This is a genomic window from Inhella sp. (genome assembly GCF_027532025.1).
Classification (GTDB): Bacteria; Pseudomonadota; Gammaproteobacteria; order Burkholderiales; family Burkholderiaceae_C; genus Inhella.
The window spans coordinates 1-24794 of sequence record NZ_JAPZSY010000096.1; the positions used below are offsets into that span (position 1 = coordinate 1).

The following is a 24794-nucleotide window of genomic DNA, read 5'->3' on the forward strand; positions in this document are numbered from 1 at the left end:
CAATCCCGCAGCCCCCCGGAACGAGCAGCGCAGGGAACCCCAGCCGAAGGCTGGGGCGCTGGAGCCGGGGCGGCGCTTTTGGTTCCTTTTGGCAAGACAAAAGGAACTCCGGGTGCAGGGCGGACAGCGCCTGCGGGCTGCATCGCAGGGTGAACCCATCACCCCAGCGCCCCCGCCACCAACACGCCCTTCTCCAACTCCACCAACCGCCGCGCGCGCGCCGCCGCCTTCGGGTCGTGCGTCACCATCACGATGGTTTTTTTCAGCTCGCGGTTGAGCCGGTCGAGCAGCGACAGCACCTCTTCGGCCGTGTGCCGGTCGAGGTCGCCCGTGGGTTCGTCGGCCACGATGAGCGTGGGGTCGGTGACCAGCGCGCGGGCGATGGCCACGCGCTGCTGTTGGCCGCCGCTGAGCTCGTTGGGGTAGTGGTCCAGGCGGTCGCCCAGGGCGACCAAGTTCAGCGCGGCCAGGGCGTGCTCCCGGCGCTGGCGGGCGCTCAGGGACGTGAGCAGCAGGGGCAGCTCGACGTTCTCCAGCGCCGTGAGCACGGGCATGAGGTTGTAGAACTGAAAAATGAAACCGATGTTGGCGGCGCGCCAGTCGGCCAACTGGCCCTCGCTGAGCGAGGCGATGTCGGTGCCGGCGATTTCGATGGTGCCGGCCGTGGGCTGGTCGATGCCGGCCAGCAGGTTCAAGAGGGTGCTCTTGCCACTGCCGCTGGGCCCCATCAGGGCCACGAAGTCGCCCTCGGGCACGTCGAGGTCGATGCCCTCCAGCACCGGGATGGTCTGGTCGCCGCGGCGGTAGCTCTTGGCCAGCCCGCGCAGGCGGATGAGCGGTGGCGGCGATGGGGTCGCCGGTGCCGAGGTCGTCACTTCGTGCTCACCTTCACCGCTTGGCCGTCCTTCAGGCCCTGGGGCGCGGCCACGAGGCGGTCGCCGCTGGCGAGCTGAGCCCCCGCGGCCGGGGTCACTTCCACGGCCTCGCCCAGGGCGCGGCCGGGCTGCACCGCCACAGCCTGCACGCGGGTGGCGTCGCCCTGGGTGACGAGCTTCCACACCTTGCCGTCGACCACGGCCTTGGCCGGCACCGCCAGCACGGGCTTCATCTCCTCGTCGGTGGGCCGCTGCTTCAAGAACAGCACCTTGGCGCTCATCTCCGGCAGGATGCCGGCACCGAGGGACTCGAACTTCACTTTGGTCATCACGGTGGCCTTGGCGCGGTCGACGGTGGGCACGATGCTGGCCACCTGGCCGCGGAAGCGTTGGCCCGGCAGGGCGTCGAGCGTGATCTCCACCGGCATGCCTTGTTGCACCTGCGCCAGGCTGCCCTCGCTCACGTCGGCCTCCACCTCCAGGGTGGACAAATCGGCCAGCGTCAGCACGGCGCCCTGGCTGCCCGCCGCGTTGGAAAACGGGGTGATCAGGTCGCCCACGTTGGCGTTCTTGGCCAGCACCACGCCGTCAAAGGGCGCGCGGATTTCGGTGTAGCCCTGGTTCACCTGCTGCACACCCAGTTGGGCACGGGCCTGGGTGATGCCGGCCTGCGACTGGGCCGCGCTGGCCTGCGCGCTGGCCAGGCTGGCACGGGCGGCGTCGAGCCGGCGCTGGGCGGCATCCAACGCCTGCGGGCTGACGAAGCCGTGCTCCCGCAGTTGGCGCGTGCGCTCGAACTCGGCCTCGGCGTTGCCGAGCTCCACCTGCGCCTGGCGCACCAAAGCCTGGCCTTGAGCCGCCAGCGCCTGGGCTTGGCCGAGAGCAGCTTGGGCCACCTGCAGGCTGGCTTGCACATCGCTGGCGTCGAGCCGCGCCAGCAACTGACCGGCCTGGACGCGCGACCCCTCGCGCACGGTCAGCTCCATCAAGCGGCCCGTGGCCTTGCTGGCCACCGCGGCGCGGCGCTGGGCCACGACGAAACCGCTGGCGGTGAGGCGTTGGTACTGCACCGAGGGCGTGGTTTGCGAGGCCGTCACGGTTTGCACCTCGGGCACCTTGGGCTTGAACACGACGACCCCGATGACCAGGGCTGCGGCGCTCAGCAGGGCCCAGCGCCAGCGACGGCGCCTCAGCGGGCCGCCATCGGCAGCGCCGCCGCGTTGGATTTTGAGAAGACCGGGGGTGGGGGCGTCAGTGGCCATGGGGCGCGTCGGAAAGTGGCGGGTGATTGTGGTCGGGATACTGGCACCCTATGAAAGCAGGTTCTTTGTTGCTCACCGGGTTCGAACCTTTCGGCGGCGAGGCCGTCAACACCAGCCAGCAGTTGGCCCTGGCGCTGGACGGCGAGCGCCTGGGCGGCTTGGAGGTGGCCGCGGCCATCTTGCCCTGCCGCTTTGCGTCGTCGCTGCACGCGCTGGACGCCTTGATCCAGCGGCACCGGCCGGCCTGCGTGGTGGCCTTGGGGCAGGCCGCCTCGCGCCAAGCGCTGTCGTTCGAGCGCGTGGCCATCAACTGGATCGACGCCCGCATCGCCGACAACGACGGCGCCCAGCCGGTGGACCAGCCCGTGCTGGCCGGCGCCCCGCCAGCGCGCTTCACCACCTTGCCCATCAAGGCGCAAATGGCCGCGGCGCGGGCGGCGGGCTGCCCGGTGGAAATGAGCCTGAGCGCCGGCAGCTTCGTGTGCAACCAGGTCTTCTTCGGCCTGCAGCACCGCCTGCGGCGGCAGCCGGCGGTGCGCAGCGGCTTCATCCACGTGCCGGCCTTGGGCGTCGGGGCGGACCTGACCCCCTGGCTGGCGGGTTTGCGCGCCGCCCTGTCGGCCTGGAATGCCGTGGAGGCGCACGGGGCTGCCGGCCGCACGGATTAGCGGCCCAGGCTGTCGGCGAAGAACTTCAGCAGCGCGGCGTGCGTGGCCGCCTGGGCTCGGGCGGTGGCCGCCGGCGTGCCGCCGTTTTTCATCGGGCCGTCGTTGTAGTGCGTGGTGGGCCCGGTGCCCGTTCCGCCCAGAAAGTGACCGGCCTCGGGGAAGACCAAGGCCACCGTTGGCAAACCGGCCTTTTGCCGCGTGGCGGCGATGTTGGCGGCCATGCCGCCGCTGTCCCACAGCTGGTCATCGCCGCCGCCGGCCACCAGCACGGGGGCGGCGATGCGTTCCACGGGGATGCGCGCCTTGGCGATCACCTCGGGCGAGGCCGCGGCGCGGCCCTTGTCGTGGGGGCGGCGGATCTTCACCGGCTGACCCGTGCTCAGGCCCGCGAACTCTTGCGAGAAGTCTTGGTAGGGTACGAAGGCATAGGGCTCGCCCTTCCAGGCAAAACTGGCGCGCACGCCAACGGGTCCCGGGCCCGGCCCCCAGCCTTCCCAGACCACGTCGGTGGGCACGATGGCGGCCACGGCCTGGATCCAGGGCATCTTCACCCCCGCCAGCAGCACGAACTCGGCGCCCTTGCTGGTGCCCATCACGCCGATGCGGCGGGCGTCGGCCTCGGGCTGCTGCGCCAACCAATCCCTCGCTTGCTCCAGACGGTCGACGGGGATGTTGACGAACTCGGCCGGCAGGCTGGGCAACTCGGGCGCCATCGGGCCCGTGGGGCCCGTGGGGCCCCACTGCGGGGGCGAGTAGTACGGCAAGGCCAGCACGGCATAGCCCCGGCTGGCCCAGGGCGCGGCGTCGCGGGCGATCATCGAGCCGCCCTCGCTGCCGCCCAACAGAATCAGGGTCGGCCGCTTGGCAGCGCCGGGCAGGCTGGCAAAGACGGCCCCCGGGAAGGCCTCCACCTTGCGCGTCACCACCTCGGGCAAGGCGTTGCGAAAGCTCAGGCTGGCCTCGGCCAGCGGCGGCGCGTCGGCCGCGGCATCGGCCGCGTGCAGCCGGAAGTCCACGCGACCGAAGGGCTTGCCTTTGACCTCGCCTGCGCCGGGCTTCATGGACCACAGCAGGCCGCGCACGTCGGCCCCTTCGTAGCTGCTGCCGGGCAGCGGGGCGGCGGCGCTCAGGTCGACCCGACCTTTCGCGTCGGCCTGGAACACGGCCTGGGACTCGAACAGCGCCACCTGGCCGGTGAAGGTCTGCACGGCACGCTGGGCGTGCAGGCGCACGCTTTGGCCTGGCTTCAGGTCGGCCAGTTGCAGCGCGATGGGGTCGCCCGCCAGCACGGGCTGGGGCACGTCGACGACGATGCGCTGGGCCAGCGCCGAAGCGCCGAAACCCATCCAGAGGGCAAGCACGGTCAGTGGGTGGAATTGGGTCATGGGCAAGATCCAGGGAAGTGAGGGGCGCACTCTAAAAACGCCCTGAGGCGCCTGGGCGTCTCCTTGCGACGGATGGACGGCTCGCGGGCTGAATGGCAATTCAGGGCGACCGGTGACGGCGCGCTCTACCATCGCGCGCATGCACACCGAGCTCGCCCCCGCGCTGCGCGACGACCCCGAGGCCCAGGCCGCGGCACGCCGCATCCAGGCCTGCGTGCACTGCGGCTTTTGCACCGCCACCTGCCCGAGCTACCAAGTGCTGGGCAACGAGCTGGACAGCCCCCGCGGCCGCATCTACCTGATCAAGCAAGTGCTTGAAGGCGCACCCGCCACGCGCGACGCCCAACAGCACCTCGACCGCTGCCTGACCTGCCGCGCCTGCGAAACCACCTGCCCGAGCGGCGTGCAGTACGGCGCGCTGCTGGACACGGGCCGTGCGCTGGTGGACGCGGCGGTGCCCCGCCCCTGGCGCGAGCGCTGGCTGCGCGCCGCGCTCGGCGCCGGCCTGACCTCGCGCGCCTTCGCGCCCGCCCTGCGCCTGGGCCAGTGGGTGCGCCCCTTGCTGCCCCGCCGCCTCCAAGACAAGGTGCCACAGCGGCGCCCCATCGGCCCGCTGCCCAGCACGCCGCGCCCGCGCAAGGTGCTGCTGCTGGCCGGCTGCGTGCAACCGGCCATGGGCCCGGGCATCAACGCCGCCACGCGCCGGGTGCTGGACCGCCTGGGCGTGAGCGTGGACGAAGTGGACGGCTGCTGTGGCGCGCTGCGGCACCACCTGGGTCAGCACGAGGCTGGGCAACGTGACATGCGCCGGCTGGCGCGCCGCGTGGCCGATCGCCTGGGGCAGGTCGAGGTGCTGCTGTCCAACGCCAGCGGTTGCGGGGTGATGGTCAAGGACTACGCCCAGGCCCTGCCGGGCCATCCGGACGCCAAGCGCACCGCTGCCGCCACGCGCGACCTGGGCGAGTGGCTGTTCGACCCCGAGAGCGGCTTCATCGACCGCCTGCGCGAACTCCTGGGCGATCGTGCCCAGGGCCTGCGCGTGGCCTACCACCCGCCCTGCACGCTGCAGCACGGACAGCGCCTGCGCGGTGGTGTGGAAACCGGCCTGCGCGCCCTGGGCTTCGACCTGCAGGTGCCGGCGGAATCCCACCTGTGCTGCGGCTCAGCCGGCACCTACTCGGTGTTGGAGCCTGACACCGCCCTGGCCCTGCGCGAGCGCAAGCTGAACCACCTGCAGGCCCTGCAGGCCACGGTCATCGCCAGCGCCAACATCGGCTGCGTCACGCACCTGCAGGCGGGTACCGAGTTGCCGGTTCGGCATTGGATCGAGGTGCTGGACGAAGCGCTGAGCGCCTGAACGCGGCACCGCCGCGCCGGCCCCCTTCACCGCCTCACAATCAAGGGCTTTCCTTGCCAGGCACTGGGCCATGCATCGTTCTCGCCTCGTCTCCTTCGTCTTGGCCCCGCTGGCGCTGTGCATCGGGCTGTGGCCCTCGGTCCAGGCTGCGCCTTCAGCGCCACCCCCGCGCTTGCTGGTGTTGGTGGCCATCGATGGGCTGCCCATGCGCAAAGTCCTGCAATGGCAAGACCGTTTCGGCCCCGACGGGTTCCGTCGCTTCCTGGACCACGGCCGCGTCTACCGCGAGGCCCATTACCGCCACGCCCACACCGTGACCGGTGCCGGCCACGCCACCATGATGACCGGCGCCTACCCCCAGCGCAGCGGCATCGTGGGCAACGAGTGGTTGTCACCCGACTCGCTGCAAAACGTCTATTGCACCGAGGACCGCGCGCACGCCTACCTTGCTGGCGGCCCAACCGCCCCCGACGCGGGCACCAGCCCGAAAAACCTCCAGGCCGAAACGGTGGGCGATGTGCTGATCGCCGCACGGCCGGGCGCCAAAGTGTTCGGGGTGTCGGGCAAGGACCGCGGGGCCATCCTGCCGGTCGGTCACCGGGGCGTGGCCTACATGTACCGAACGGAGTCGGGCGTCTTCACCTCCAGCACGCACTACATGGCGGCCCACCCCGCCTGGGTGAATGCCTTCAACGCCCGCCGCCCCGCCGACGCCTACTGGGGCCAGGTCTGGACGCCGCTCTTGCCCGAGTCGGCGACCGCGGGCTTGGCGCCGGACGCGCAGCCTTGGATGGGCAGCGCCGGCTACGGCAACCGCTTGCCCGCCACCATGGGCGCCCACCAAACCGAGCCCGGGCCCCGCTACTACACCGACCTGCTGACCTCGCCCTTCGGCGACGCGCTGACCCTGGACTTCGCCCGTGCCTTGGTGCGCGAAGAAGACCTGGGGCAGGACGCGGTGCCCGACATCCTGACCGTCAGCTTGTCGGCCCACGACTACATCAGCCACACCTTCGGCCCGGAATCTCGCCTGACCCACGAGCACCTGCTCCAGCTCGACCGCTTGCTGGGCGCGTTTTTCCAGGACTTGGACCGGTGGGTCGGGCGCCACCATGTCGCAATCGCCCTCACCGCCGACCACGGTTTCAGCGAAAGCCCCGAATGGCGCCAACACCAGGGGCAAGCGGCGCAGCGCTTTCCCATGGCGGCCGCGCTATCGGCGCTGAACGGCCACCTGCGCGAGCGCTTCGGCCTGGCGCGGGCGGTGGTGGGCAGTTCCACCAACGGCCTGGTGTTCGATGAAGCCAACCTCCGCGCCCAGGGGCTGGCCCCGCAAGCCGTGTTCGACGCGGCGGCCGCCTTCCTGCGCGGCATCGACGGGGTGGTCGAGGTCAACACCCGCGCCGATCTGGCCAGCACGGCCCCACCGCGGCCCGACCAAGTCTTTCTCGCGGCGCAGCGCCTGGGCTGGCACCCTGACCGGAGCCCGCCCGTCGTCGTGACCCTGGCCGAAGGCTGGATCGCCAGCGGCCGCGCCACCGGGGCCACCCACGGCAGCCCCTACCGCTACGACCAGCACGTGCCCATCCTCCTTTGGGGCCCGCGCTGGTGGGCCCGGGCCACCGAGATCGACACGCCCGTGCAGGTGGTGGACATCGCCCCCACCCTGGCCCAGGTGCTGGGACTGCGCCCACCGGCGTCGTCGCAGGGCCAGGTGTTGCCTGGCGCTGCGCCACGCGCCCACAAGGTTCCCCCAAGAGCCAAGCTGGCGATGGGCCGCTAGAGTCGGTGGCCCGTTCGCGGCCGCCGTGAACGCGCCCCCCACGGAGCTGCCCCATGCCGTTTGACCTCTCCGCCCTGCTGCGCGAGCACCTGCTGACCCTGCTCGTGCTGGTGCCCTTGGGCCTGATCGTCGTGCTGATCGCCCTGCGCTCGCGGCGCGAAGACCCTTGGTCCCAAAGCCGGGACGAGTTGCTGAACGGCAGCCGCACCACCCACCTGGGCACCGAAAGCCCCCAGCGCGTAGCCCTGCCCACGCTGCGCGCCGACCTGCCGCTGAAGCCGCTGCCCGACCCGGAAAGCCAGGTCGCCGCGCCTCCAGCCGTGGCGCCAGTGCCAGTGTCGGCACCAGCGCCGGCTGCGGCCCCGGTTGCGGCACCGGTTGCAGCCCCGGTTGCAACCCCGGTTGCGCCTCCAGCCGCGGTTGCGACGCCGGAGGCACCAGCGGCGCCAGCCGCCCCAGTCAGCGGGCCCGCGGCCGAGCCCGAGACCGACACCAGCCACCTTCCCACCGTGCCCTCGGCGCTGGACGAGCCCCGCGTTCCCAGCGCCCTGCGCCCAGACGCCCCCCACCCCGCGCTGAACCCGCGACGCCGCGCCAGCGACGGTGCAAGCCCGTTCACGGCCCCCGTGGTGCCCCGGCGCCGCGCCACCGACCGGCTCGGCGGCCCGCATGCGCCGGCGAGCGGCCCCGTGCCGGTGCTGATCGTCGACGACTCGGCCGTGGTGCGGGCCAAGTTGGGCAAGCTGCTCAGCAGCAACGGCTTCGCCGTGAGGACGGCCCGTCAGGGGCAAGAGGCCCTCGAAGCCCTGGCGGAACAGTGGTTTGCCGTGCTGATCACCGACCTGGAGATGCCGGAGATGGACGGCTTCGAGCTCATCGCCCACGTCAGCGGCGACCTGCTGACCGAGAGCCTGCCCATCATCGCCATCACGGGGCACGAATCCCTGCAGGCGCAGGTGCACGATGCCAAGGGCTTGTACGGCATCTTCAAGAAACCCTGGAACGACCGCGAGATGCTGCAGCGCGTCACCGCCCTGAGCATGCTGCGCCCAAGGGTCTGAACGGGCGAGGCGTTCGGGCGCGGCGTTCGGGCGCGGCGTTCGGGCTGCGCCGAGGCTGGCCCCCCGCCGTCAGCCCCAGCCGCCCTCTCTCACAGGCCCCGAGGCAAGCGGAAGGCCGCCACCACCTCGACCAACTGCGACGACTGCACCCGCAGGCTTTCGGCGGCGGCCGCCGATTGCTCCACCAAGGCCGCGTTGGCCTGGGTCACCTGATCCAGCTGGGTGACCGACTCGCGCACCATCTCGATGCCCTGGGTTTGCTCGTTGGACGCGGTGGAGATTTCACTGATCAGCACCGTCACCTCTTGCACGCGCTGAACGATCTCGCCCATGGTCTTGCCGGCGTCGTTGGCCTGGCGGCCTCCCGACTCGACGGTTTCCACGCTCTGGCCGATGAGCGTCTTGATCTCGCGGGCCGCTTCGGCGGAGCGACCCGCCAGGTTGCGCACCTCGCCGGCCACCACCGCAAAGCCCCGGCCGCTCTCGCCGGCGCGGGCGGCTTCCACGGCCGCATTCAACGCCAGGATGTTGGTCTGGAAGGCGATGCCGTCGATGACGCCGATGATGTCGGCGATCCGCTTGGAGTTGCTGCTGATGGCCTGCATGGTGTCCACCACGCGGGTCACGGCCTCACCCCCTTGCAGGGCCGAGCCGCTGGCGCCGTTGGCCACGGCGTCGGCTTGCCGCGCGCTGTCGGCGTTTTGGCGCACGGTGGTGGCCAATTGCTCCATCGACGCGGCGGTCTGCTGCAGGTTGCTGGCTTGCTCTTCCGTGCGCTGGCTCAAATCGGCGTTGCCCGTGGCGATCTGGGCCGAGCCGGTGGCGATGGAGTCGGCGGCGCTGCGCACGCGCTGCACCATCTGGGCCAGGCTGTGGTTCATGCCTTGCAGCGCCATCATCAGACGGGACAGCTCATCGCGGCCATGGGCGTCCACCTCGGAGGTGAGGTCGCCGGCCGCCACGCGCTCGGCCAAGTCCACGGCTTCATGAAGCGGCGTGATGATGCTGCGCACCAAGACCCGGCCGTAAAAGAAGACCGCCACGAAGGCCACGCCCACCGCGACGACGACGCCCGTGACCATGGTGTTGTAGCGCCCCTGGGCCGCCTCGAACTGCTCGCGCGCTTCGGTCTCGTTGAGAACGCGGATGGCATCGAGCTGCTTCTTCACCGCCGCGAAAGTGGGGCGCGCCACCTTGACCACGTTGGCCTTCAGCTCCACCAGGTCGAAGTCCTTGAGGTACTGCAGCGACGGGTCGGTGGCGTCTCGGTCGTAAGCGGCGAAGGCCTTCTTGAACTCGCCGTAGGCGCTCTCCATCTCGGGCGAGCGGTGGATGGCGTCGAAGCGCTGGATGAGCTCCGCGATCTCCTTGCGCCCCTTGCCGATGTCGGCGATGGCCTGCTGCAGCACCTCTTCCTTCGGCGTTTGCAATGCCGAGGCGATGTGCAGCCGGTTGTTGAGCAGCTTCGATTCGATTTCGCTCATGATGCCCGCCGGCACCGTTTGCTCGCGGTAGATGCCCTCGGCCGCCTTGGCGCCCATGCGGGTGCCGCCCAGCCCGATCAAGGACCCCACCAGGATCACAGCGGCAAACAGCGCCACCATCAGCCACAGGCGGGCAGCAACAGTGAAATTGTTCATGGACACAGCCTCCAATCACCCAAGTTGGCAGGCACCCGCAGGGCGCCCGTTGATTCTTTGTTGACAGCTTTACACACGTTCCAACACCGTGGCGATGCCCATGCCACCGCCGACGCACAAAGTCACGCAGGCGCAGATTTCGTCGCGACGCTCCAACTCGTCCAAGACCGTCGCCAACAACATGGAACCGGTCGCACCCAAAGTGTGCCCCAGCGCGATGGCCCCGCCGTTGACGTTGACCTTCGCCGGGTCGAGGTTAAGCGCGCGCTGCGTCTGCAGGGGCACCACGGCGAAGGCTTCGTTGATTTCCCACAAATCGATGTCGCTGGCGGACATGCCCGCCTGGGCCAGCGCCTTTTGCACGGCCGGTGTCGGGCCGGTGAGCATCAAGGTTGGGTCGCTGCCGGTCACGGCCAGGGCGCGGATGCGGGCCCGCGGCCGCAGGCCCGAGGCGGCCAGGCCCGCGGCGTTGGCCACCAGCACGGCGGCGGCGCCGTCGACGATGCCGGAGCTGTTGCCCGCGTGGTGCAGGTGCTGGATGGCGGGCGTGTCGGGGAAGCGGGCCAGCGCGCGCGCGTCCAGGCCCTGTGCACCCAGGGCCGCGAACGAGGGCTTGAGCGTGGCCAAGCCGTCGAGGCTGGCGTCGCCGCGCACGATTTCGTCGCGGTCCAGCACCATCGCGCCGGTCTCGTCGTGCACCGGCAGCAGGCTGCGCGAGAAGCGACCCGCGGCCTGCGCCGCCGCGGCGCGTTGCTGGCTTTGCACGGCGTAGGCATCGAGCTGCTCGCGCGTGAACCTCTCGCGCGTGGCGATCAGGTCGGCGCTGATGCCCTGGGGCACCAGGCCCAGCGACTCGACGACGCGGGCGTCGTGCAGCCAAGCGCCACCGTCGCTGCCCATGGGCACGCGGCTCATGCTCTCCACACCGCCCGCCACCACCAGGCTTTCGAAGCCGCTGGCCACCTTGGCCGCGGCCAGGTTCACGCTTTCCAGGCCCGAGGCGCAAAAGCGCGACTGCGTGAGCCCCGCCACGCTGCGCGCCCAGCCGGCGTCCAGCACCGCGGTGCGCGCGATGCAGCCGCCCTGCTCGCCCACGGGGGTGACGCAGCCGATCACCACATCGTCCACCAAGGCGGTGTCCAGGGCCAGGCGCCGCTGCAGGCCCTGCAGCACGCCGCGCAGCAGCCACAGCGGCGTGAGGCCGCTCAAGGCGCCCGCACCGGCCTTGCCTCGACCGCGCGGCGTGCGCACGGCGTCGACGATGTAGGCGTCCGGGGCGGTCCTCATGGCGCACGCCCTCCCATGGCGCGCGAGGCCAGTTCTTTCATGATCTCGTTGCTGCCGCCGTAGATGCGCGCCACGCGCGCATCGGCCCACAGCTCGGCGATGGGGTACTCCATCATGTAGCCGTAGCCGCCGTGCAGCTGCAGGCACACGTCCAGCACCTGGCACTGCAGGTCGGTGATCCAGCTTTTGAGCAGCGCCGCGCGCGCGGCGTCCAATTGGCCCGCCAGGTGCGCCGCAATGGCCTGGTCCACGAAGCTGCGCGCGGCCAGCACTTGCGCCTGGACCTCGGCCAGCTGGAACCGGGTGTTTTGGAAGTCCCAAATGCGCTTGCCGAAGGCCTGGCGCTCTTGCGTGTACTTGAGGGCCTCGGCCAGCCCTCGCTCCATGCCGCCCATGGCCTGCACGGCGATGAGCAGGCGCTCTTGCGGCAGCTCATTCATCAGCTGGAAGAAGCCCTGGCCTTCCACGCCCCCGATGAGGCTCTCAAGCGGCACGCGCACGCCGTCGAAGAACAGCTCCGAGGTGTCTTGCCCGTGCATGCCGATCTTGTCGAGGTTGCGCCCGCGCGAGAAACCCGGCGTCAGGTTCCCTTGGGCGTCCTCCACCTCCACGAAAAGCAACGAGGTGCCCTTGGCCCCCAGCGTGGGGTCGGTCTTGCAAACCACGATCACGCCCTGGGCGTTCTGGCCGTTGGTGATGAAGATCTTGCTGCCGCTGAGCACGTACTCCTCACCCTCGCGGCGGGCCACGGTGCGAACGCCCTGCAGGTCGGAGCCGGCGCCCGGCTCGGTCATGGCGATGGCGGTGATCAATTCCCCCGTGGCCATGCGCGGCAGCCAGCGCTGCCGTTGCGCCTCGGTGCCGTGGTGCAACAGGTACGGGGCCACGATGGCCGAATGCAGCCCGCCGCCAAAGGCGCTGATGTTGGCCTTGGCCTGCTCCAGCGCGATCACGGCCTCGTGGCCAAAGTCGCCCCCAGCGCCGCCATAAGCTTCGGGGATGGCGGCGCACAACAGGCCCTGCGCGCCAGCCTCGCGCCACACCTCGCGCGGCACGCGACCGGCGGCGCGCCAAGCGGCGTTTTGCGGCACCCAGCGCTCGGCGAACAAGCGCGCGGCGGCCTCCGCCAGGGCTTGGTGGTCGTCGCGCAACCAGGGGGACGGGAAGAAAGGAAGCATGTCGCGGGGACCCGAAGGCGAGCGGCCCACCATCGTGCCCGCAGCCGCGCCCGACCGCGACCGGGGTTTGCCCCTTGATGCCATCCCCCGCGCGACGTTGATTTCGTGCGAAATGTCACGGATTCCGGATCCTGAGCGCCCCCGCAGTTCCGGGATACCCGGCTGGTCAAACGGTGTTTCGATCGGTAACCTTTCACGGATGCGCGTGATCTTCACGGCCAGCCGTCCCGGCCGGCGCTCGCGCATCGCCCGCCCCAAGGAAGTCCCCCATGAAGCAAGCCCTGATCGCCCTCGCCCTCACCCCACTGGTGGCCCTGGCCGCCCCCAGCGAAACCGAGCTGCGCAGCCACTGCGCCAGCCAAAACGCACCCAAGGTGCTGGTGAACGGCGTCAACGAATTCCAATTCCAGTACCACCAAGGCCACCTGCGCGGTGAAGTCCAGCCCGGCAAGCCCGTGCCTTGCAGCGCCCGGCAGTACGAAAAGCACCTGGCCAGCCTGGACCCGGCTGCCGTGATGGCCGCCCACCCCACGGCCGGCGGCACGAAGAAGGCGCCTGCCAAAGCCCAGTAAACGCCGCAGCACCCTCCAGCAAAGCGCCGCCCCAGGGCGGCGTTTTTCATGCGGAGCCGATCCATCCCTCACATCACACGGCGCAGGGCCTGGGCCCAGGCTTGCCGCAAGGGCGCCAGCGATGCCGCGCTGGCTTGGGGGAGCAGGCGCTCGTCGCCCGGTGCTTCGCCCCAGGCGGTGCGGCCATCGGTGAGCCCCGCCTGGCGGGCCGCCAGGGCCGCCGCACCCAGAGCGGTGCGCTCGCGCATGCGTGGGCGGCACACGGGCACGCCGAGCAAATCGGCCTGCATCTGCATCAGCAGGGTGTTGGCGCAAGCACCGCCGTCCACGCGCAGTTCGCGCAAGGCCAGGCCAGCCGACGCGGCATCTTGGTTCATGGCCTGCAACACGTCGGCGCATTGCAGGGCGATGGCTTCCAGCGCCGCGCGGGCGATGTGGGCGCGGTTGCTGCCGCGGGTCAGCCCCACCAAGGCGCCACGGGCCTCGGGCGCCCAATGCGGTGCACCCAGGCCGGTGAAGGCGGGCACCAGCACCACGCCAGCGCTGTCGGGCACGCTGCGAGCCAAGGCTTCGATCTCGTCGCTGCGCTGCACCAGACCCAGGCCATCGCGCAGCCACTGCACCACGGCACCGCCCATGAACACGCTGCCCTCCAGCGCGAACTGCGGTGTGGCGTCCACCTGGGCCGCCCGCGTGCTGAGCAGCCCGTGCTGCGAGGCCAAGGCCGTGGTGCCGGTGTGCATCAGCAGGAAGCAACCCGTGCCGTAGGTGTTCTTCCCCTGGCCGGGCTGAGTGCAGCCCTGGCCGTAGAGCGCGGCCTGCTGGTCCCCCGCCACGCCGCCCAGGGCGATGCGCCCACCCAGCAAGGTGGTGTGGCCGAAGTCGGCGCACGAGGGATGGATGGTGGGCAGCAGCGCGGCGGGCAGGCCGAACAGGGCCAACAGCGCTTCGTCCCACTGCCCGGTGTGCAGGTTCATCCACAAGGTGCGGCTGGCGTTGGTGACATCGGTGGCGTGCACGCGGCCCTCCGTCAGGCGCCAGAGCAGCCAGCTGTCCACCGTGCCCACGGCCAACTCGCCCGCCTCGGCCCGGGCGCGCCACTCGGGCCGCTCGTGCAGCCAATGCGCCACCTTGGTGGCGCTGAAGTAAGGGTCCAGCGTGAGGCCGGTGCGGGCGCGCACCTCGGCCTCATGCCCGGCCTCGCGCAGGGATTGGCAGGCGGCGGCGGTGCGGCGGTCCTGCCAGACGATGGCGCGGGCCAGTGGCCGGCCGCTGCCCCGTTCCCACAACACCACGGTCTCGCGCTGATTGGTCAGGCCGATGGCCGCCACCCGCGCCGGGTCGATGCCCTCCAGCACCTCACGCGCCGTGGCCAGTTGGGTGCTCCAAATCTCGTCGGGGTCGTGCTCCACCCAGCCCGGCTGCGGAAAGTGCTGGGCGAAGGGCCGCTGCGCCACGCGCTGCAGCCGACCCTGGGCGTCGAACAACAGGGCGCGGCTGCTGGTGGTGCCTTGGTCCAAAGCCAGCACGAAGGTCTCATCGGGCATGCACTGCTCCTTGAAAATGGGGCATGACATCGACCATTGTTGACGTGCTGGTCGTGGGGGGTGGCATCAACGGGGCAGGCATTGCCCGCGATTTGGCGGGCCGCGGCCTGTCGGTGACCCTGGCCGAGCGCGACGACCTTGCGGCGCACACCAGCAGCGCCAGCAGCAAGCTCATCCATGGTGGCCTTCGCTACCTGGAGCAGGGCCACCTGGGCCTGGTGCGCAAGAGCTTGCTGGAGCGTGAGCGCCTGCTGGCGCGCAACCCGCACCTGATGCAACCGCTGCGCCTGGTGCTGCCACACGACGCCGCCCAACGCCCCCGCTGGCAGTTGCGTGCGGGGTTGTTCCTCTACGACCACCTCGCGCCGCGGCGGGTCAGTGCGGCATCGAGCGCCATGACCCTGGGTGGCACTGCAGAGGGCGAGGCCCTGCAGGCGCACCTCACCCATGCCTTCGTCTACAGCGACGGTTGGGTGGACGATGCCCGCCTGGTTGTGGCCTGCGCGCTGGACGCGCGGAACCATGGCGCGCGCATCCTCACCCGCCACGCCTGCGAGCGGGCGCATCGCGAGGGCAATCATTGGCTGGCAACGCTGCGCGAGCCCGATGGCCGGGCGCATGCGGTGCAGGCCCGCGCCCTGGTGAATGCCACCGGCCCCTGGGCCCAGCGCTTTCTTGGCGACGCCCTGCGGCAGCCGGATTCGCCTCGTCTGCGTCTGGTCCAGGGCACGCACGTGGTCGTCCGCCGGCGTTGGACGCACGGCGCAGGCTACTTGTTCCAGAACCCCGATGGTCGCGTGCTGTTCGCGCTACCCTTCCACGACGACTTCACTTTGCTGGGCACCACCGACGTTGAAGTGGCCAGTCCCGACGCTCACGCCACCGACGCCGAAGTCGACTACCTGTGTGAACACGCCAGCCGCTGGCTGCGGGAGCCGGTCCGGGCGAGCGACGTGCTGCATCGCTGGGCAGGCATCCGCCCCTTGTTGGACGACGCCCAGGGCGATGCGAAGGCCATCACACGGGACTACCGGCTGGATCTGTCGCTGGCCCCGGGCCAAGCACCGCGCCTGGACGTCTGGGGGGGCAAGCTCACCACCTTCCGCCTGCTGGCCGAACAGGCTGCCGACCGGCTGGCACCCCTGCTGGGTGCCAGCCGCGGCGCTTGGACCGCCGAAGCCCCACTGCCGGGGGGCGACTGCGGACCGCTGGATGCCTATGTGGCCGCGCTGCGTCGCGATCACCCCGAACGCGATCCCGCGCTTGTGCAGCGTTGGGCGCGGGCCTACGGCAGCCTCGCTCGCCACCTGCTGCGAGCAGCCAGCGGCGCCGAGATCGTCCCTGGCGTTTGGGAGGTGGAACTGCAGCACGTGCGAAAGCACGAATGGGCGCGCACCCCGGAAGACTTTCTGTGGCGTCGCAGCAAGCTCGGGCTGCGTTTGGATGGAGACGCACAAGTCCAACTGGCCCGCTGGTGGAGCACCACGGCGGTGCCATGAAGCCACACATTCGCCAGACTTCGCAGCCAACAAAGACTTTTCGGTGGGCGCCCTCCCAGCCTTTGTTAGGCTCGCCCGATGGCGCTGCACCCTTCCCCTGACACGAAGCTTGGTCCGGCCCAGCGGCTCACCCGTCGCACGGTGTTGGGCGTCGGGGCCGCTGCTGGCCTGGGCTGGGTCGGTGGCTGCCAAGCGCCCGCAGCGCCGCTGCGCGTGGGTGCCATCGCCTTTGTGGGCTACCAGTTCATCCACCTGGCTCAGCAGCTGGGCTTGCTGGCGGACAGCGGCGTGCGGCTGCTGGACATGCGCTCCAACACCGACTGCCTGCGCGCGCTCGCCACGGGGCGGCTGGAGGCTGCAGGGCTCACCCTGGACGAAGTGATCACGGGCCTGCACGATGGCATCCCCCTGAAGGTGGTGATGGTGCTCGACGTCTCGGCCGGCGCCGACGCTGTGATGGCGCACGCCGCTTTGCGCAGACCGGCCGATGCGCGCGGCAAGCGCGTCAGCGTGGAGCAAAGCGCGGGCGGCGCCATGATGCTGGCCGCCTTCCTGGAGGCCGCGGGTTTGCAGCCGCAAGACATCGTGCAAGTGCCCACGCCCCTGTCGGAGTCGACCGAGGCGTTGCGCAGCGGCCAGGTGGACGTGGCCGTCACCGCCGAGCCCTGGGCCACCCAAATGCAAAAGGCGGGTGCGGTGCGCCTGTTCGACAGCAAATCCATCCCCGGTCGCATCGTGGACGTGCTGGTGGTGCGCGCCGACACCCTCAGCACCCACGCGCGCGGCATTCAGCGCCTGGTGAAGGCCCAATTCGAGGCCCTGGCTCGCTTTCAGGCCGACCCGCAAGCGCACGCACAGGCGGTGAGCCAGCGGCTGCAAATCGCCCCGGGCGACGTGGCGGCCGCCCTGCGCGGGCTGGACTTGCCCGACCGCGAGGCCAACCTTCGCTTGCTGGCCCCGGACGGCGCCTTGCAGGCCGGCATTCCGCAGTTGCAGGACTTGCTTTTGCGCCAAGGCCTGCTGGGCTCGCGCGTGAACACGCGCGACCTGATCGAAGCCCGCTTCGTGCAAGCGTTGGCCTGACCCTCTCCCACCCCTCATGCCGCTGAGCCTGCGCCTCACCCTGCCCCTCGGCCTGCTGGCCGTGCTGCTGGTCACCATCGCCATCTCGTTCGCCGCCGACCGGTACGACCACCGCACCCTGGCCGCCGAACAGGCCGAGGCCGACCTGACCGCCCTGGCCGAGCACTTGGCCCGCACGGCCACCTGGGAGTTGAGCGAACACCCGCAACGGGTGGGGGCCGAGGTGTCGATGGCCGCCACCGACCTGCGGGCCGAGCGGGTGCTCGTGTTGGATGGCCGCGGTACGGTGCTGGCCAGCAACCACTTGGCGATGGAAGGTCGCCCCGCGGCCGAGGTGGTGCCCGGCTTCGACCCCACGCGCTTTGCGCAGGCCGCTCGAACCCGCCAGCCCGTGCGCTGGGACGGCCCCGGGCACCGCAAGAACGTGGCCCTGTCGTTCCAGCAAGCGCTGCAAAAGTCAGACGCTCGCTTGCGTAACCTGGAGCAGGGCGTGGTGTGGGCCACCTTCGACTACAGCGCCGAGTGGGAAGACAGCAGTCGCCATGCGGCCATCGACCTGCTGCCCATCGGCGCCAGTGCTCTGTTGGTGAGCCTCTTGCTGGGTCTGGTGCTGCGTCACCAAGTCACGCGCCCGCTGGCCCTGATCGGCAGCGCCAGCCAAGAGTTGGCCGAGGCGGGGCGCCTGAGCCACCAGGTGCCCGAGGTCGGCCCTGCAGAAATCCGCCAGCTGGCCCGGCGCTTCAACACCATGGCGCAGGACATCGCCCGCGCCCAGGCGGACAGCGAGTCGCAGCGCGCGCGGGTGCATGCCCTGGTCGACTCGGCGATGGACGCCATCATCACCATCGACGCCGACCAGCGCATCCTCAGCGCCAATCGCGCGGCCGCCCACATGTTCGGCGTGCCGATGCACGAACTGGTGGGTCGCCCCCTCGACCGCCTCTTGCCCGAGCGCTTTCGCGCGGCCCACGCGGGCATGGTGCGGCGCTTTGGCCAAAGCGGGGTCACCAACCGCATGATGGCCGCCCAAACGGTGGTGCGTGGGCTGCGGGCCAATGGCGAAGAGTTCCCCGGCGAGGGCACCATTTCCCACAGCCGGGTGGATGGACAAGACTTCTACACCGTCATCCTGCGCGACGTGACGGAGCGTCAGCGCAGCGAGGAAGCCATCCGCGCCCTGAACGCCTCGCTCGAGAACACGGTCGCCGAGCGCACGGCTTCGCTGCAGGCTACGGCCGAAGCTTTGTCGCGCGAGCGCGATCGACTGACCGACTTGACCGAGGAGGTGTCGCTGATCCTGGACAGCGCCACCGTCGGGATCCTGCTGCTCAAAGACCGGCGGGTGGTGCGCGCCAACGCCAAGGCCGAAGAGCTCTTCGGCTATGCGCCTAGCCAGGCCATCGGGCGGACCACCCGGGAGTGGTACGACAGCCAAGAAAGCTACGAGCAGGTGGGGCGTGAGATGCACGTCGATTTGGCTGCCGGTCGCATGCACCTGCGCGAGATGCAAATGCAGCGTCAGAACGGGCAGCGCTTCTGGGCCCGCATCTCGGCGCGCCACCTCGCCCGTCGCGGCCAAACCTTGGTGGTGGCCATCGTCGAAGACTTGAGCGCCGAACACGCCGCCGACGAGGCGCTGGCCGAAGCCAAGGCGCAGGCCGACGCGGCCAACGCGGCCAAGAGCCGCTTCCTGGCCAACATGAGCCACGAAATCCGCACGCCGATGAACGCCATCATCGGCATGACGCACTTGGCGCTGCGCACCTCGCTGACCGAGCAACAGCGCGACTACCTGCACAAGATCCAGCTGTCGTCCCAGCACCTGCTGGGCGTCATCAACGACATCCTGGACTTCTCCAAGGTCGAGGCCAACAAGCTCAGTCTGGAGCACATTGAATTCCAACTGCTGCCGGTGTTGGACAACGTGTTCACCCTGATGGGCAACAAGGCCGTGGAAAAGGGCCTGGAGCTGGTGCTGGACTGCGACCCCAGCGTGCCCAATTTCCTGGTGGGCGACCCGCTGCGCCTCGGGCAGGTGCTGGTCAACTTGGGCAACAACGCGGTGAAGTTCACCGAGCGTGGGGACGTCGTGGTCCGCGTTTCGCTCATGGCGCCCTTGGGCGAGCGGGTGGCACTGCGCTTCGAAGTGCGCGACACCGGCGTGGGCCTGAGCGAAACGCAACGAGCGCAGTTGTTCCAAAGCTTCCACCAGGCCGATGCCTCCACCAGCCGCCACTACGGCGGCACCGGCCTGGGCCTGGCCATCTCGCAGCGCCTGGTGCACCTGATGGGGGGCGAGATCGGGGTGGACAGCACGCCGGGCCAAGGGTCGACCTTCTGGTTCACCGCGGTGTTCGACCTCGGCGCCACCCAGGCCCTGCCGGGTGACCCCTTGGTGCTCAAGGGGCGTCGGGTGCTGGCCGTGGACGACAACGAGGCCGCCCGCCAGGTGATGCAGCGCCTGCTGCACAGCCTGGGCCTGGAGGCCGACGTGGCGGCTGACGGCGACCAAGCCGTGCAGGCCGTGCAAGCTGCACAAGCGCAAGGTCGCCCCTACGAAGTGGTGCTGCTGGACTGGAGCATGCCGCGCATGGATGGCTTGGAGGCCGGCCGCCAGATCCGGGCGCTCGACCCCTCCGCAGCCCCCAGGCTGATGCTGATCACGGGCCGGGGCCGCGACGAGGTGCTGCGCGAGGCCCTGGAAAACGGCTTTTCCACCGTGATGGTGAAGCCGGTCAATGCCTCAGCCCTGCTGGACAACCTGCTGCTCAGCCTAAGCCCCAGCTCGGCACCGGCGCCTCAACACCTGAGCCCAGAGCCAGCCGCGGCCGCGCCCGTGCACGGTCGGGCCTTGGTGGTGGAGGACAACGCCATCAACCAGCAAATCGCCCGAGAAATGCTGCAAGACCTGGGGCTGACGGTCGAAATCGCGCAGCATGGTCAGGAGGCGCTCGACCGCTTGGCGCAGGAGCCGGCCTTCGACCTGATCTTCATGGACGTGCACATGCCGGTGATGGACGGATTCACCGCCACCCGTGCCTTGCGCCGGGACCCTCGCTGGGCCCAGGTGCCCGTGATCGCCATGACGGCCAACGTGCTGGCCGAAGACCGCGAACGTTGCACGGCGTCGGGGATGAACGACTTCGTCCCCAAGCCCGTGGACGTCAACGCCTTGGCGGCGGCCGTGCGCCGCTGGCTGCCCAGCCTGCCCACGGGCACGGCGCCGCCGATCGGGCCGGTGCCCGTGGCCAACGACCCGCGCTTGGCACCGCTGCAACGCATCCAAGGCCTGGACGTGCGAGCGGGCCTGCGGCGCTGCGGGCACAAGCCCGAGCTGTACCTGGAGCTGCTCGGCCGCTTCGTGGCCGCTCAACCCGCCACCCTGGCAGAGCTGCAGCAGCTGGGTGCCTCGCTGCGCGGGGGCGCTGGGCCCTCGCCCGACGTCGAACCCTTGCGGCTGAAGGTGCACAGCCTCAAAGGCGTGGCCGGCAACCTGGGGGCCACACTGCTGCACACGCAGTGCGAGGCCATGGAGCGGCGCTTGCGCGACGACCCCCGTTCGGCCGGCAACGCGATTGGTGTCATCGAATCCACCACCCTGGCGCTGGGCGACGCGCTGCGCGAGGCGCTCGGCGTCGCCCCCAGCATGGGAGGGGATCGCCTCGACCCGACCCTGCTCCGTGGCGCCCTGAGCACCTTGGCCGATTTTCTGCGCGACGGCGACCCCGATGCCCTGACTTGGTGTGAGCAGCACCCAGCCGAGGTTCAACAAGCACTGGGGTTGCAAGCAGGCATGTTCCAGGCCAGGGTGCGTCAGTTCGAATTCGCCGATGCCCTGGCCCTGCTGACCCCGCACTTGAAACCCGACACCCCATGACCCCCACTCTGCACGAACGTCCCTGCGTGCTGGTTGTCGACGACGTGGCCGAGAACCTCTCCTTGATGGTGGGGCTGCTCAAGCCGCTGTACCGCGTGAAGGTGGCCAACAGCGGCGCGCGAGCGCTGGAACTGGCCCAGGCCGACCCGCCACCCGACCTCGTGCTGCTCGACGTGATGATGCCGGGCATGGACGGCTACGAGGTGTGCCGTCGCCTCAAGGGCGATGCGGCCACGGCCGACATCCCGGTCATCTTCCTCACCGCCAAGTCCGAGGTGGAGGACGAGACACTGGGCCTGTCGCTCGGGGCGGTGGACTACATCACCAAGCCCATCAGCCCGCCCATCGTCGAGGCCCGCGTCAAGACGCAGCTTCAGCTCAAAGCCGCCGCCGACTTCTTGCGCAACCGCAGCGACTACCTGGCCGCCGAGGTGGCCCGCCGCACGCGCGAGAACGAAGCGCTGCAGGATGTGGTGGTGCTGGCCATGGCTTCGCTGGGCGAAACCCGGGATAACGAAACCGGCAACCACCTGCGCCGCACCCAGCACTACGTGCGCTGCCTGGCCGAGCGCCTGAAAAACCACCCACGCTTTGCCGACACCCTGACGCCCGACGCCATCCGGCTGCTGTTCAAGTCGGCGCCCATGCACGACATCGGCAAGGTTGGCATCCCCGACGCCATCCTGCTCAAGCCGGGGCGCCTGACGCCGGAAGAGTTCGAGGTCATGAAGACCCACACCACCCTGGGTTACGAGGCCATCCACCGCGCCGAGCTGAGCCTGGGCGAGGAACTGCCCTTCCTGCGTTTTGCCAAGGAAATCGCGCTGTCCCACCAAGAAAAATGGGACGGCAGCGGCTACCCCCAAGGCTTGGCGGGCGAATCCATCCCGGTGAGCGCTCGCCTGATGGCCGTGGCCGATGTGTACGACGCCTTGATCAGCGAGCGGGTCTACAAAAAGGCCTTCACGCACGAGCGAGCCCGGCAACTCATCGTCGCCGGGCGGGGCCAGCATTTCGATCCGGACTTGGTGGATGCCTTCCTCACCGAGGAAGCGCAATTCCAAGCTGTCGCGCGGCGCTTTGCCGACCCGCCGCCGAACGACGGCGCCTAGAAGGCTGCGCGGCAGAAACCCAGGCTGTCGCGCAGACGCCGAGGGGCCTCAGCGCACCAAGGGCCGCACGGTGGTGAACCCGCCGTCCACCGGCAGCACCTGACCGGTCAAGCGAGCCCCTGCTGGGCCCAGCAAGAAGGCCATCACCGCCGCCACCTCGTCGGCCGACTGCACACCACCCAGAGGGGGTACTGTTTGGCGGCGGCCTCGCGCTGCGCGGGCAGCGACAGCATCTTGGCTGTCATCGGGGTTTCGGTCAGGCCAGGGGCCACGGCGTTGACGCGCACCCCCTGCGGAGCGTAAGTCGCGGCAGCGCTGCGCACCAGGGCCTCCACCCCGCCCTTGGCCGCCGCGATGGCCTCGTGGCTGGCCACGCCGGTGCGCGCCACCACCGAGCTGACCAAGACCGCCGCCCCGGGGGCACCGGCCAGCGCGTTCAGCCAGGCTTGCAGCATGAACACGGCGCTGTCGAGGTTGACCCGCATGAGCTCACGGTAGGCCTCGGCCCGCGTGCGATGCAGGGGGGCGATGAGCGTGCTGCCCACGCAGTGCGCCAAGCCCCCAGGCGGGCCGCCCAAGGCCGCCTGCGCACCGGCCAGCACGGCGCTCGCGCCTTCGGGCGTGGTGACGTCGGCCACGACGCGCGCCACGGCCGGCACGTCGCGCAAGCGGTCGGCATCGCGTCCCACGGCCACGACCCCCATGCCCGACTGGGTGAGCTGTGCGGCCAGGGCGCGGCCGATGCCGCCACTGGCACCGGTGATGACGACGGTGGTTGGGCTCATGCGGGGTCTCCTGGGCGCTTGACGGGGCAGTGGGCCGGCTGGCGCCACCCGGGCCGCAGGCGCAAGAACGCGGTGTAAGCCCATTCCAAGGCTGACAACACCCCGGGCCAGCGCGCCACCTGGGCCAAACGACGCCAGCCCGGCAGCCGTGCCCACAGGGCCACGAAGGCCGCGGCGCCCTGCTCCCATCGCCCATCGGGGTGGCGCACGTGAAAACGCTGCAACAAGAGCGCGCGCTGGGGCGCCCCCGCTGGCAGGGAGTCGCCCGGGCCGTCGCCGCTCACGTCGACGAAGCGGATGGGCGCCCCCGAGCGCTGCGCCAAGCGCTGCTGGTGGCCGATCTCGCGGCGGCAGACGGGGCAGCCGCCGTCGTAGAAGACCTCCAGCGCAGGCGGCGCCGAGCCGGGCGCCAAGCTCACGGCCGCTTGACCCAAGCGTTGCACCAACCCGGACCGGCCACGCGCTTGCCCGCGAACAAGGGGCACAGCGCGGCCGGTTCACTGGGCTTGCCCTGGTACAGCGCGCAGTTGCTGCACAACTGGCCAGCGGCGTACTTGGGCCACTTCTTGGCGTCGACCTTCTTGGCGTCGGCCACGTAGCCCTGGGCCTTGGCGGCGGGGTCTTGCTCGCTGAGCATGGGGGCCGACTGGGCCAGGGCGGTGCCGGCCGAACCCGACAGGGCCAAGGTGATCAGGAATTCGCGACGGGGAGTGGGGTTCATGGGGTCCTCAGCGGGGCGCGTTCGGTTCGAGCCCCGGCCGCGCGCCCGGAAGGCGGCAGGGGCTCCAGGGCTTGACTCACGATGCGCTCGGCCACGGCCTCGCCCGAGCGCCAGGCGGCGTCCACACCGTGACCCGCCAAGAAATCGCCGCATTGGCCCAGCCGGGCGTGGGCATCCCAGCGTGCGCCGCCCCAGCGCTCGGCCGGCGGCAGCACCGGCTGCGCGTAACGCCAGCGGTGCACCAGGCTGTGCTGCCAAACCACGGGATGGCCCAGCACGCGCGCCACGGCAGCCTGCAGGGCCTCGGCCACGGCCTCAGGGGGCGACTCGAGCTGCTCCCGGCTCCAGCCCGGCCGGGCGTGCGCCACCCAGGCGTCCAGACCCTGGGCCGAAGGGCCATCCAGCCGGTGCGTTTGGCGCACCACGAGTTCCAAGGGCCCGTCGGCCGGGGCCCACCAATCGCCGTCGCCCCAAGCGGCCTGGGCCTGGCTCACGCCCATCCAAGTCCAGCAGGGCTGCATCGGCACCAGCGCGGCGGCCCGCGCCCAGTCCAGCCGGTGCGGGGCCAGCAAGGGTGCGGCCTGGGCGGGCGGCAGCGCCAGCACCACGGCGCTGAACGGGCCCAGCGAAGTGCCGTTGGTGTCCAGCCACCACGCGGCCCCGTCGCGACGCAAGGCCTGCACCGTCGTTTGCCACTGCGTGGCCGCGCCCTCCAGCAAGGCGTGGCACAGGCTCGGCTGGGAGGCGGTGCCGCGCCACCGGGCGGGTGGGGGCGCAGTGGCTGGACCCTCGTTCGGCCCCGGCTGGGGCTGCCACAGCGTGGCACGGCCCAGCGCCGCTTGCGTGTGCAGCCACGCCTGCAAGCGGGCATCCTGGGCTTCAAAACCGGGGCAGCCGTGGTCCCAAGCCACGGCACGCTCTTCGCCCTGGGCGTCCACGAAGCGGGCGCGTCGCGTGGCCAAGCGCCCACCTGGGCCGCGGGCTTTGTCCACGACCCACACCGCCATGCCGGCCTCGCGCAGCCGCGCCCCGCAACGCGCGCCGGCCATGCCGGCACCCACGATGGCAACGCGGGCCTCTGAGCTCAGCTCGGTTTTCATGG

21 protein-coding genes are annotated in these 24794 nt (G+C 70.6%); 9 read left to right on the top strand and 12 right to left on the bottom strand.

What is annotated here, in order from left to right; translation table 11 throughout:
- Positions 1-158 precede the first annotated feature (158 nt).
- A complete protein-coding gene (locus O9335_RS12210) occupies positions 159-875 on the bottom strand; it encodes an ABC transporter ATP-binding protein (RefSeq protein WP_298388447.1) in 717 nt (238 codons plus the stop codon).
- A complete protein-coding gene (locus O9335_RS12215) occupies positions 872-2137 on the bottom strand; it encodes an efflux RND transporter periplasmic adaptor subunit (RefSeq protein ID WP_298388449.1) in 1266 nt (421 codons plus the stop codon). The genes O9335_RS12210 and O9335_RS12215 overlap by 4 nt, the downstream gene beginning before the upstream one ends.
- 50 nt (positions 2138-2187) lie before the next feature.
- Between O9335_RS12215 and O9335_RS12220 the strand changes: the two genes are divergently transcribed.
- On the top strand, positions 2188-2805 hold the full coding sequence (locus O9335_RS12220; RefSeq protein ID WP_298388451.1) for a pyroglutamyl-peptidase I: 618 nt from the start codon (positions 2188-2190) through the stop codon (positions 2803-2805).
- Here the strand turns inward: O9335_RS12220 and O9335_RS12225 are convergent.
- Positions 2802-4190, bottom strand: coding sequence for an acyl-CoA thioester hydrolase/BAAT C-terminal domain-containing protein (locus O9335_RS12225; RefSeq protein WP_298388453.1), 1389 nt, complete (start codon positions 4188-4190; stop codon positions 2802-2804). The genes O9335_RS12220 and O9335_RS12225 overlap by 4 nt on opposite strands.
- A 139-nt stretch (positions 4191-4329) precedes the next feature.
- Here O9335_RS12225 and glcF point away from each other — a divergent pair, with 139 nt between their 5' ends.
- The 3 genes from glcF to O9335_RS12240 all read left to right on the top strand — a co-directional run bounded on the left by glcF (position 4330) and on the right by O9335_RS12240 (position 8391).
- Positions 4330-5547, top strand: coding sequence for a glycolate oxidase subunit GlcF (gene glcF, locus O9335_RS12230; RefSeq protein WP_298388455.1), 1218 nt, complete (start codon positions 4330-4332; stop codon positions 5545-5547).
- A 70-nt stretch (positions 5548-5617) separates the two neighbouring features.
- Positions 5618-7330: an alkaline phosphatase family protein gene (locus O9335_RS12235; protein WP_298388457.1), complete on the top strand. Its 1713-nt coding sequence runs from the start codon at positions 5618-5620 to the stop codon at positions 7328-7330.
- 53 nt (positions 7331-7383) lie between these two features.
- The gene (locus tag O9335_RS12240; protein WP_298388459.1) at positions 7384-8391 is read left to right on the top strand and encodes a response regulator; all 1008 of its coding nucleotides are present in this window, start codon (positions 7384-7386) and stop codon (positions 8389-8391) included.
- 89 nt (positions 8392-8480) lie between these two features.
- On the opposite strand, the gene O9335_RS12245 is transcribed toward O9335_RS12240, so the two are convergent.
- The 3 genes from O9335_RS12245 to O9335_RS12255 form a co-directional block, all read right to left on the bottom strand.
- Positions 8481-10031, bottom strand: coding sequence for a methyl-accepting chemotaxis protein (locus O9335_RS12245; protein ID WP_298388460.1), 1551 nt, complete (start codon positions 10029-10031; stop codon positions 8481-8483).
- A 69-nt stretch (positions 10032-10100) separates the two neighbouring features.
- Positions 10101-11318, bottom strand: a complete 1218-nt coding sequence (locus O9335_RS12250; protein ID WP_298388462.1) for an acetyl-CoA C-acetyltransferase — start codon at positions 11316-11318, stop codon at positions 10101-10103.
- Entirely contained in the window at positions 11315-12496 is a 1182-nt protein-coding gene (locus O9335_RS12255) for an acyl-CoA dehydrogenase family protein (protein WP_298388464.1), read from the bottom strand. The genes O9335_RS12250 and O9335_RS12255 overlap by 4 nt, the downstream gene beginning before the upstream one ends.
- A 269-nt stretch (positions 12497-12765) precedes the next feature.
- Between O9335_RS12255 and O9335_RS12260 the strand changes: the two genes are divergently transcribed.
- Complete coding sequence (locus tag O9335_RS12260; protein ID WP_298388466.1) at positions 12766-13068, top strand: hypothetical protein; 303 nt, start codon at positions 12766-12768, stop codon at positions 13066-13068.
- A gap of 68 nt (positions 13069-13136) precedes the next feature.
- Here the strand turns inward: O9335_RS12260 and glpK are convergent, their stop codons facing one another.
- Complete coding sequence (glpK, locus tag O9335_RS12265; RefSeq protein ID WP_298388469.1) at positions 13137-14615, bottom strand: glycerol kinase GlpK; 1479 nt, start codon at positions 14613-14615, stop codon at positions 13137-13139.
- A 23-nt stretch (positions 14616-14638) separates the two neighbouring features.
- Here glpK and glpD point away from each other — a divergent pair, with 23 nt between their 5' ends.
- The 4 genes from glpD to O9335_RS12285 all read left to right on the top strand — a co-directional run bounded on the left by glpD (position 14639) and on the right by O9335_RS12285 (position 22186).
- A complete protein-coding gene (glpD, locus tag O9335_RS12270; protein WP_298388471.1) occupies positions 14639-16114 on the top strand; it encodes a glycerol-3-phosphate dehydrogenase in 1476 nt (491 codons plus the stop codon).
- Between the two features lie 78 nt (positions 16115-16192).
- Complete coding sequence (locus tag O9335_RS12275) at positions 16193-17197, top strand: ABC transporter substrate-binding protein (protein ID WP_298388473.1); 1005 nt, start codon at positions 16193-16195, stop codon at positions 17195-17197.
- Positions 17198-17213: 16 nt separating this feature from the next.
- Positions 17214-21074, top strand: coding sequence for a response regulator (locus tag O9335_RS12280; RefSeq protein WP_298388475.1), 3861 nt, complete (start codon positions 17214-17216; stop codon positions 21072-21074).
- Positions 21071-22186: a two-component system response regulator gene (locus O9335_RS12285; RefSeq protein WP_298388477.1), complete on the top strand. Its 1116-nt coding sequence runs from the start codon at positions 21071-21073 to the stop codon at positions 22184-22186. Before O9335_RS12280 ends, O9335_RS12285 begins: the two co-directional genes overlap by 4 nt.
- A 48-nt stretch (positions 22187-22234) precedes the next feature.
- Here O9335_RS12285 and O9335_RS12290 read toward each other — a convergent pair whose 3' ends face one another.
- From O9335_RS12290 to O9335_RS12310, 5 genes are read right to left on the bottom strand one after another with little or no spacing between them, the layout of a single operon-like run.
- The gene (locus O9335_RS12290) at positions 22235-22330 is read right to left on the bottom strand and encodes a hypothetical protein (protein WP_367185429.1); all 96 of its coding nucleotides are present in this window, start codon (positions 22328-22330) and stop codon (positions 22235-22237) included.
- Entirely contained in the window at positions 22330-22971 is a 642-nt protein-coding gene (locus tag O9335_RS12295; protein WP_298388479.1) for an SDR family NAD(P)-dependent oxidoreductase, read from the bottom strand. The genes O9335_RS12290 and O9335_RS12295 overlap by 1 nt, the downstream gene beginning before the upstream one ends.
- Complete coding sequence (locus O9335_RS12300; protein ID WP_298388481.1) at positions 22968-23390, bottom strand: thiol-disulfide oxidoreductase DCC family protein; 423 nt, start codon at positions 23388-23390, stop codon at positions 22968-22970. The genes O9335_RS12295 and O9335_RS12300 overlap by 4 nt, the downstream gene beginning before the upstream one ends.
- Positions 23387-23692 (bottom strand): high-potential iron-sulfur protein, encoded by a 306-nt coding sequence (locus O9335_RS12305; RefSeq protein WP_298388483.1) that lies wholly within the window; start codon positions 23690-23692, stop codon positions 23387-23389. Before O9335_RS12305 ends, O9335_RS12300 begins: the two co-directional genes overlap by 4 nt.
- Positions 23689-24792, bottom strand: a complete 1104-nt coding sequence (locus O9335_RS12310; RefSeq protein WP_298388485.1) for an NAD(P)-binding protein — start codon at positions 24790-24792, stop codon at positions 23689-23691. Before O9335_RS12310 ends, O9335_RS12305 begins: the two co-directional genes overlap by 4 nt.
- Positions 24793-24794: the final 2 nt, after the last annotated feature.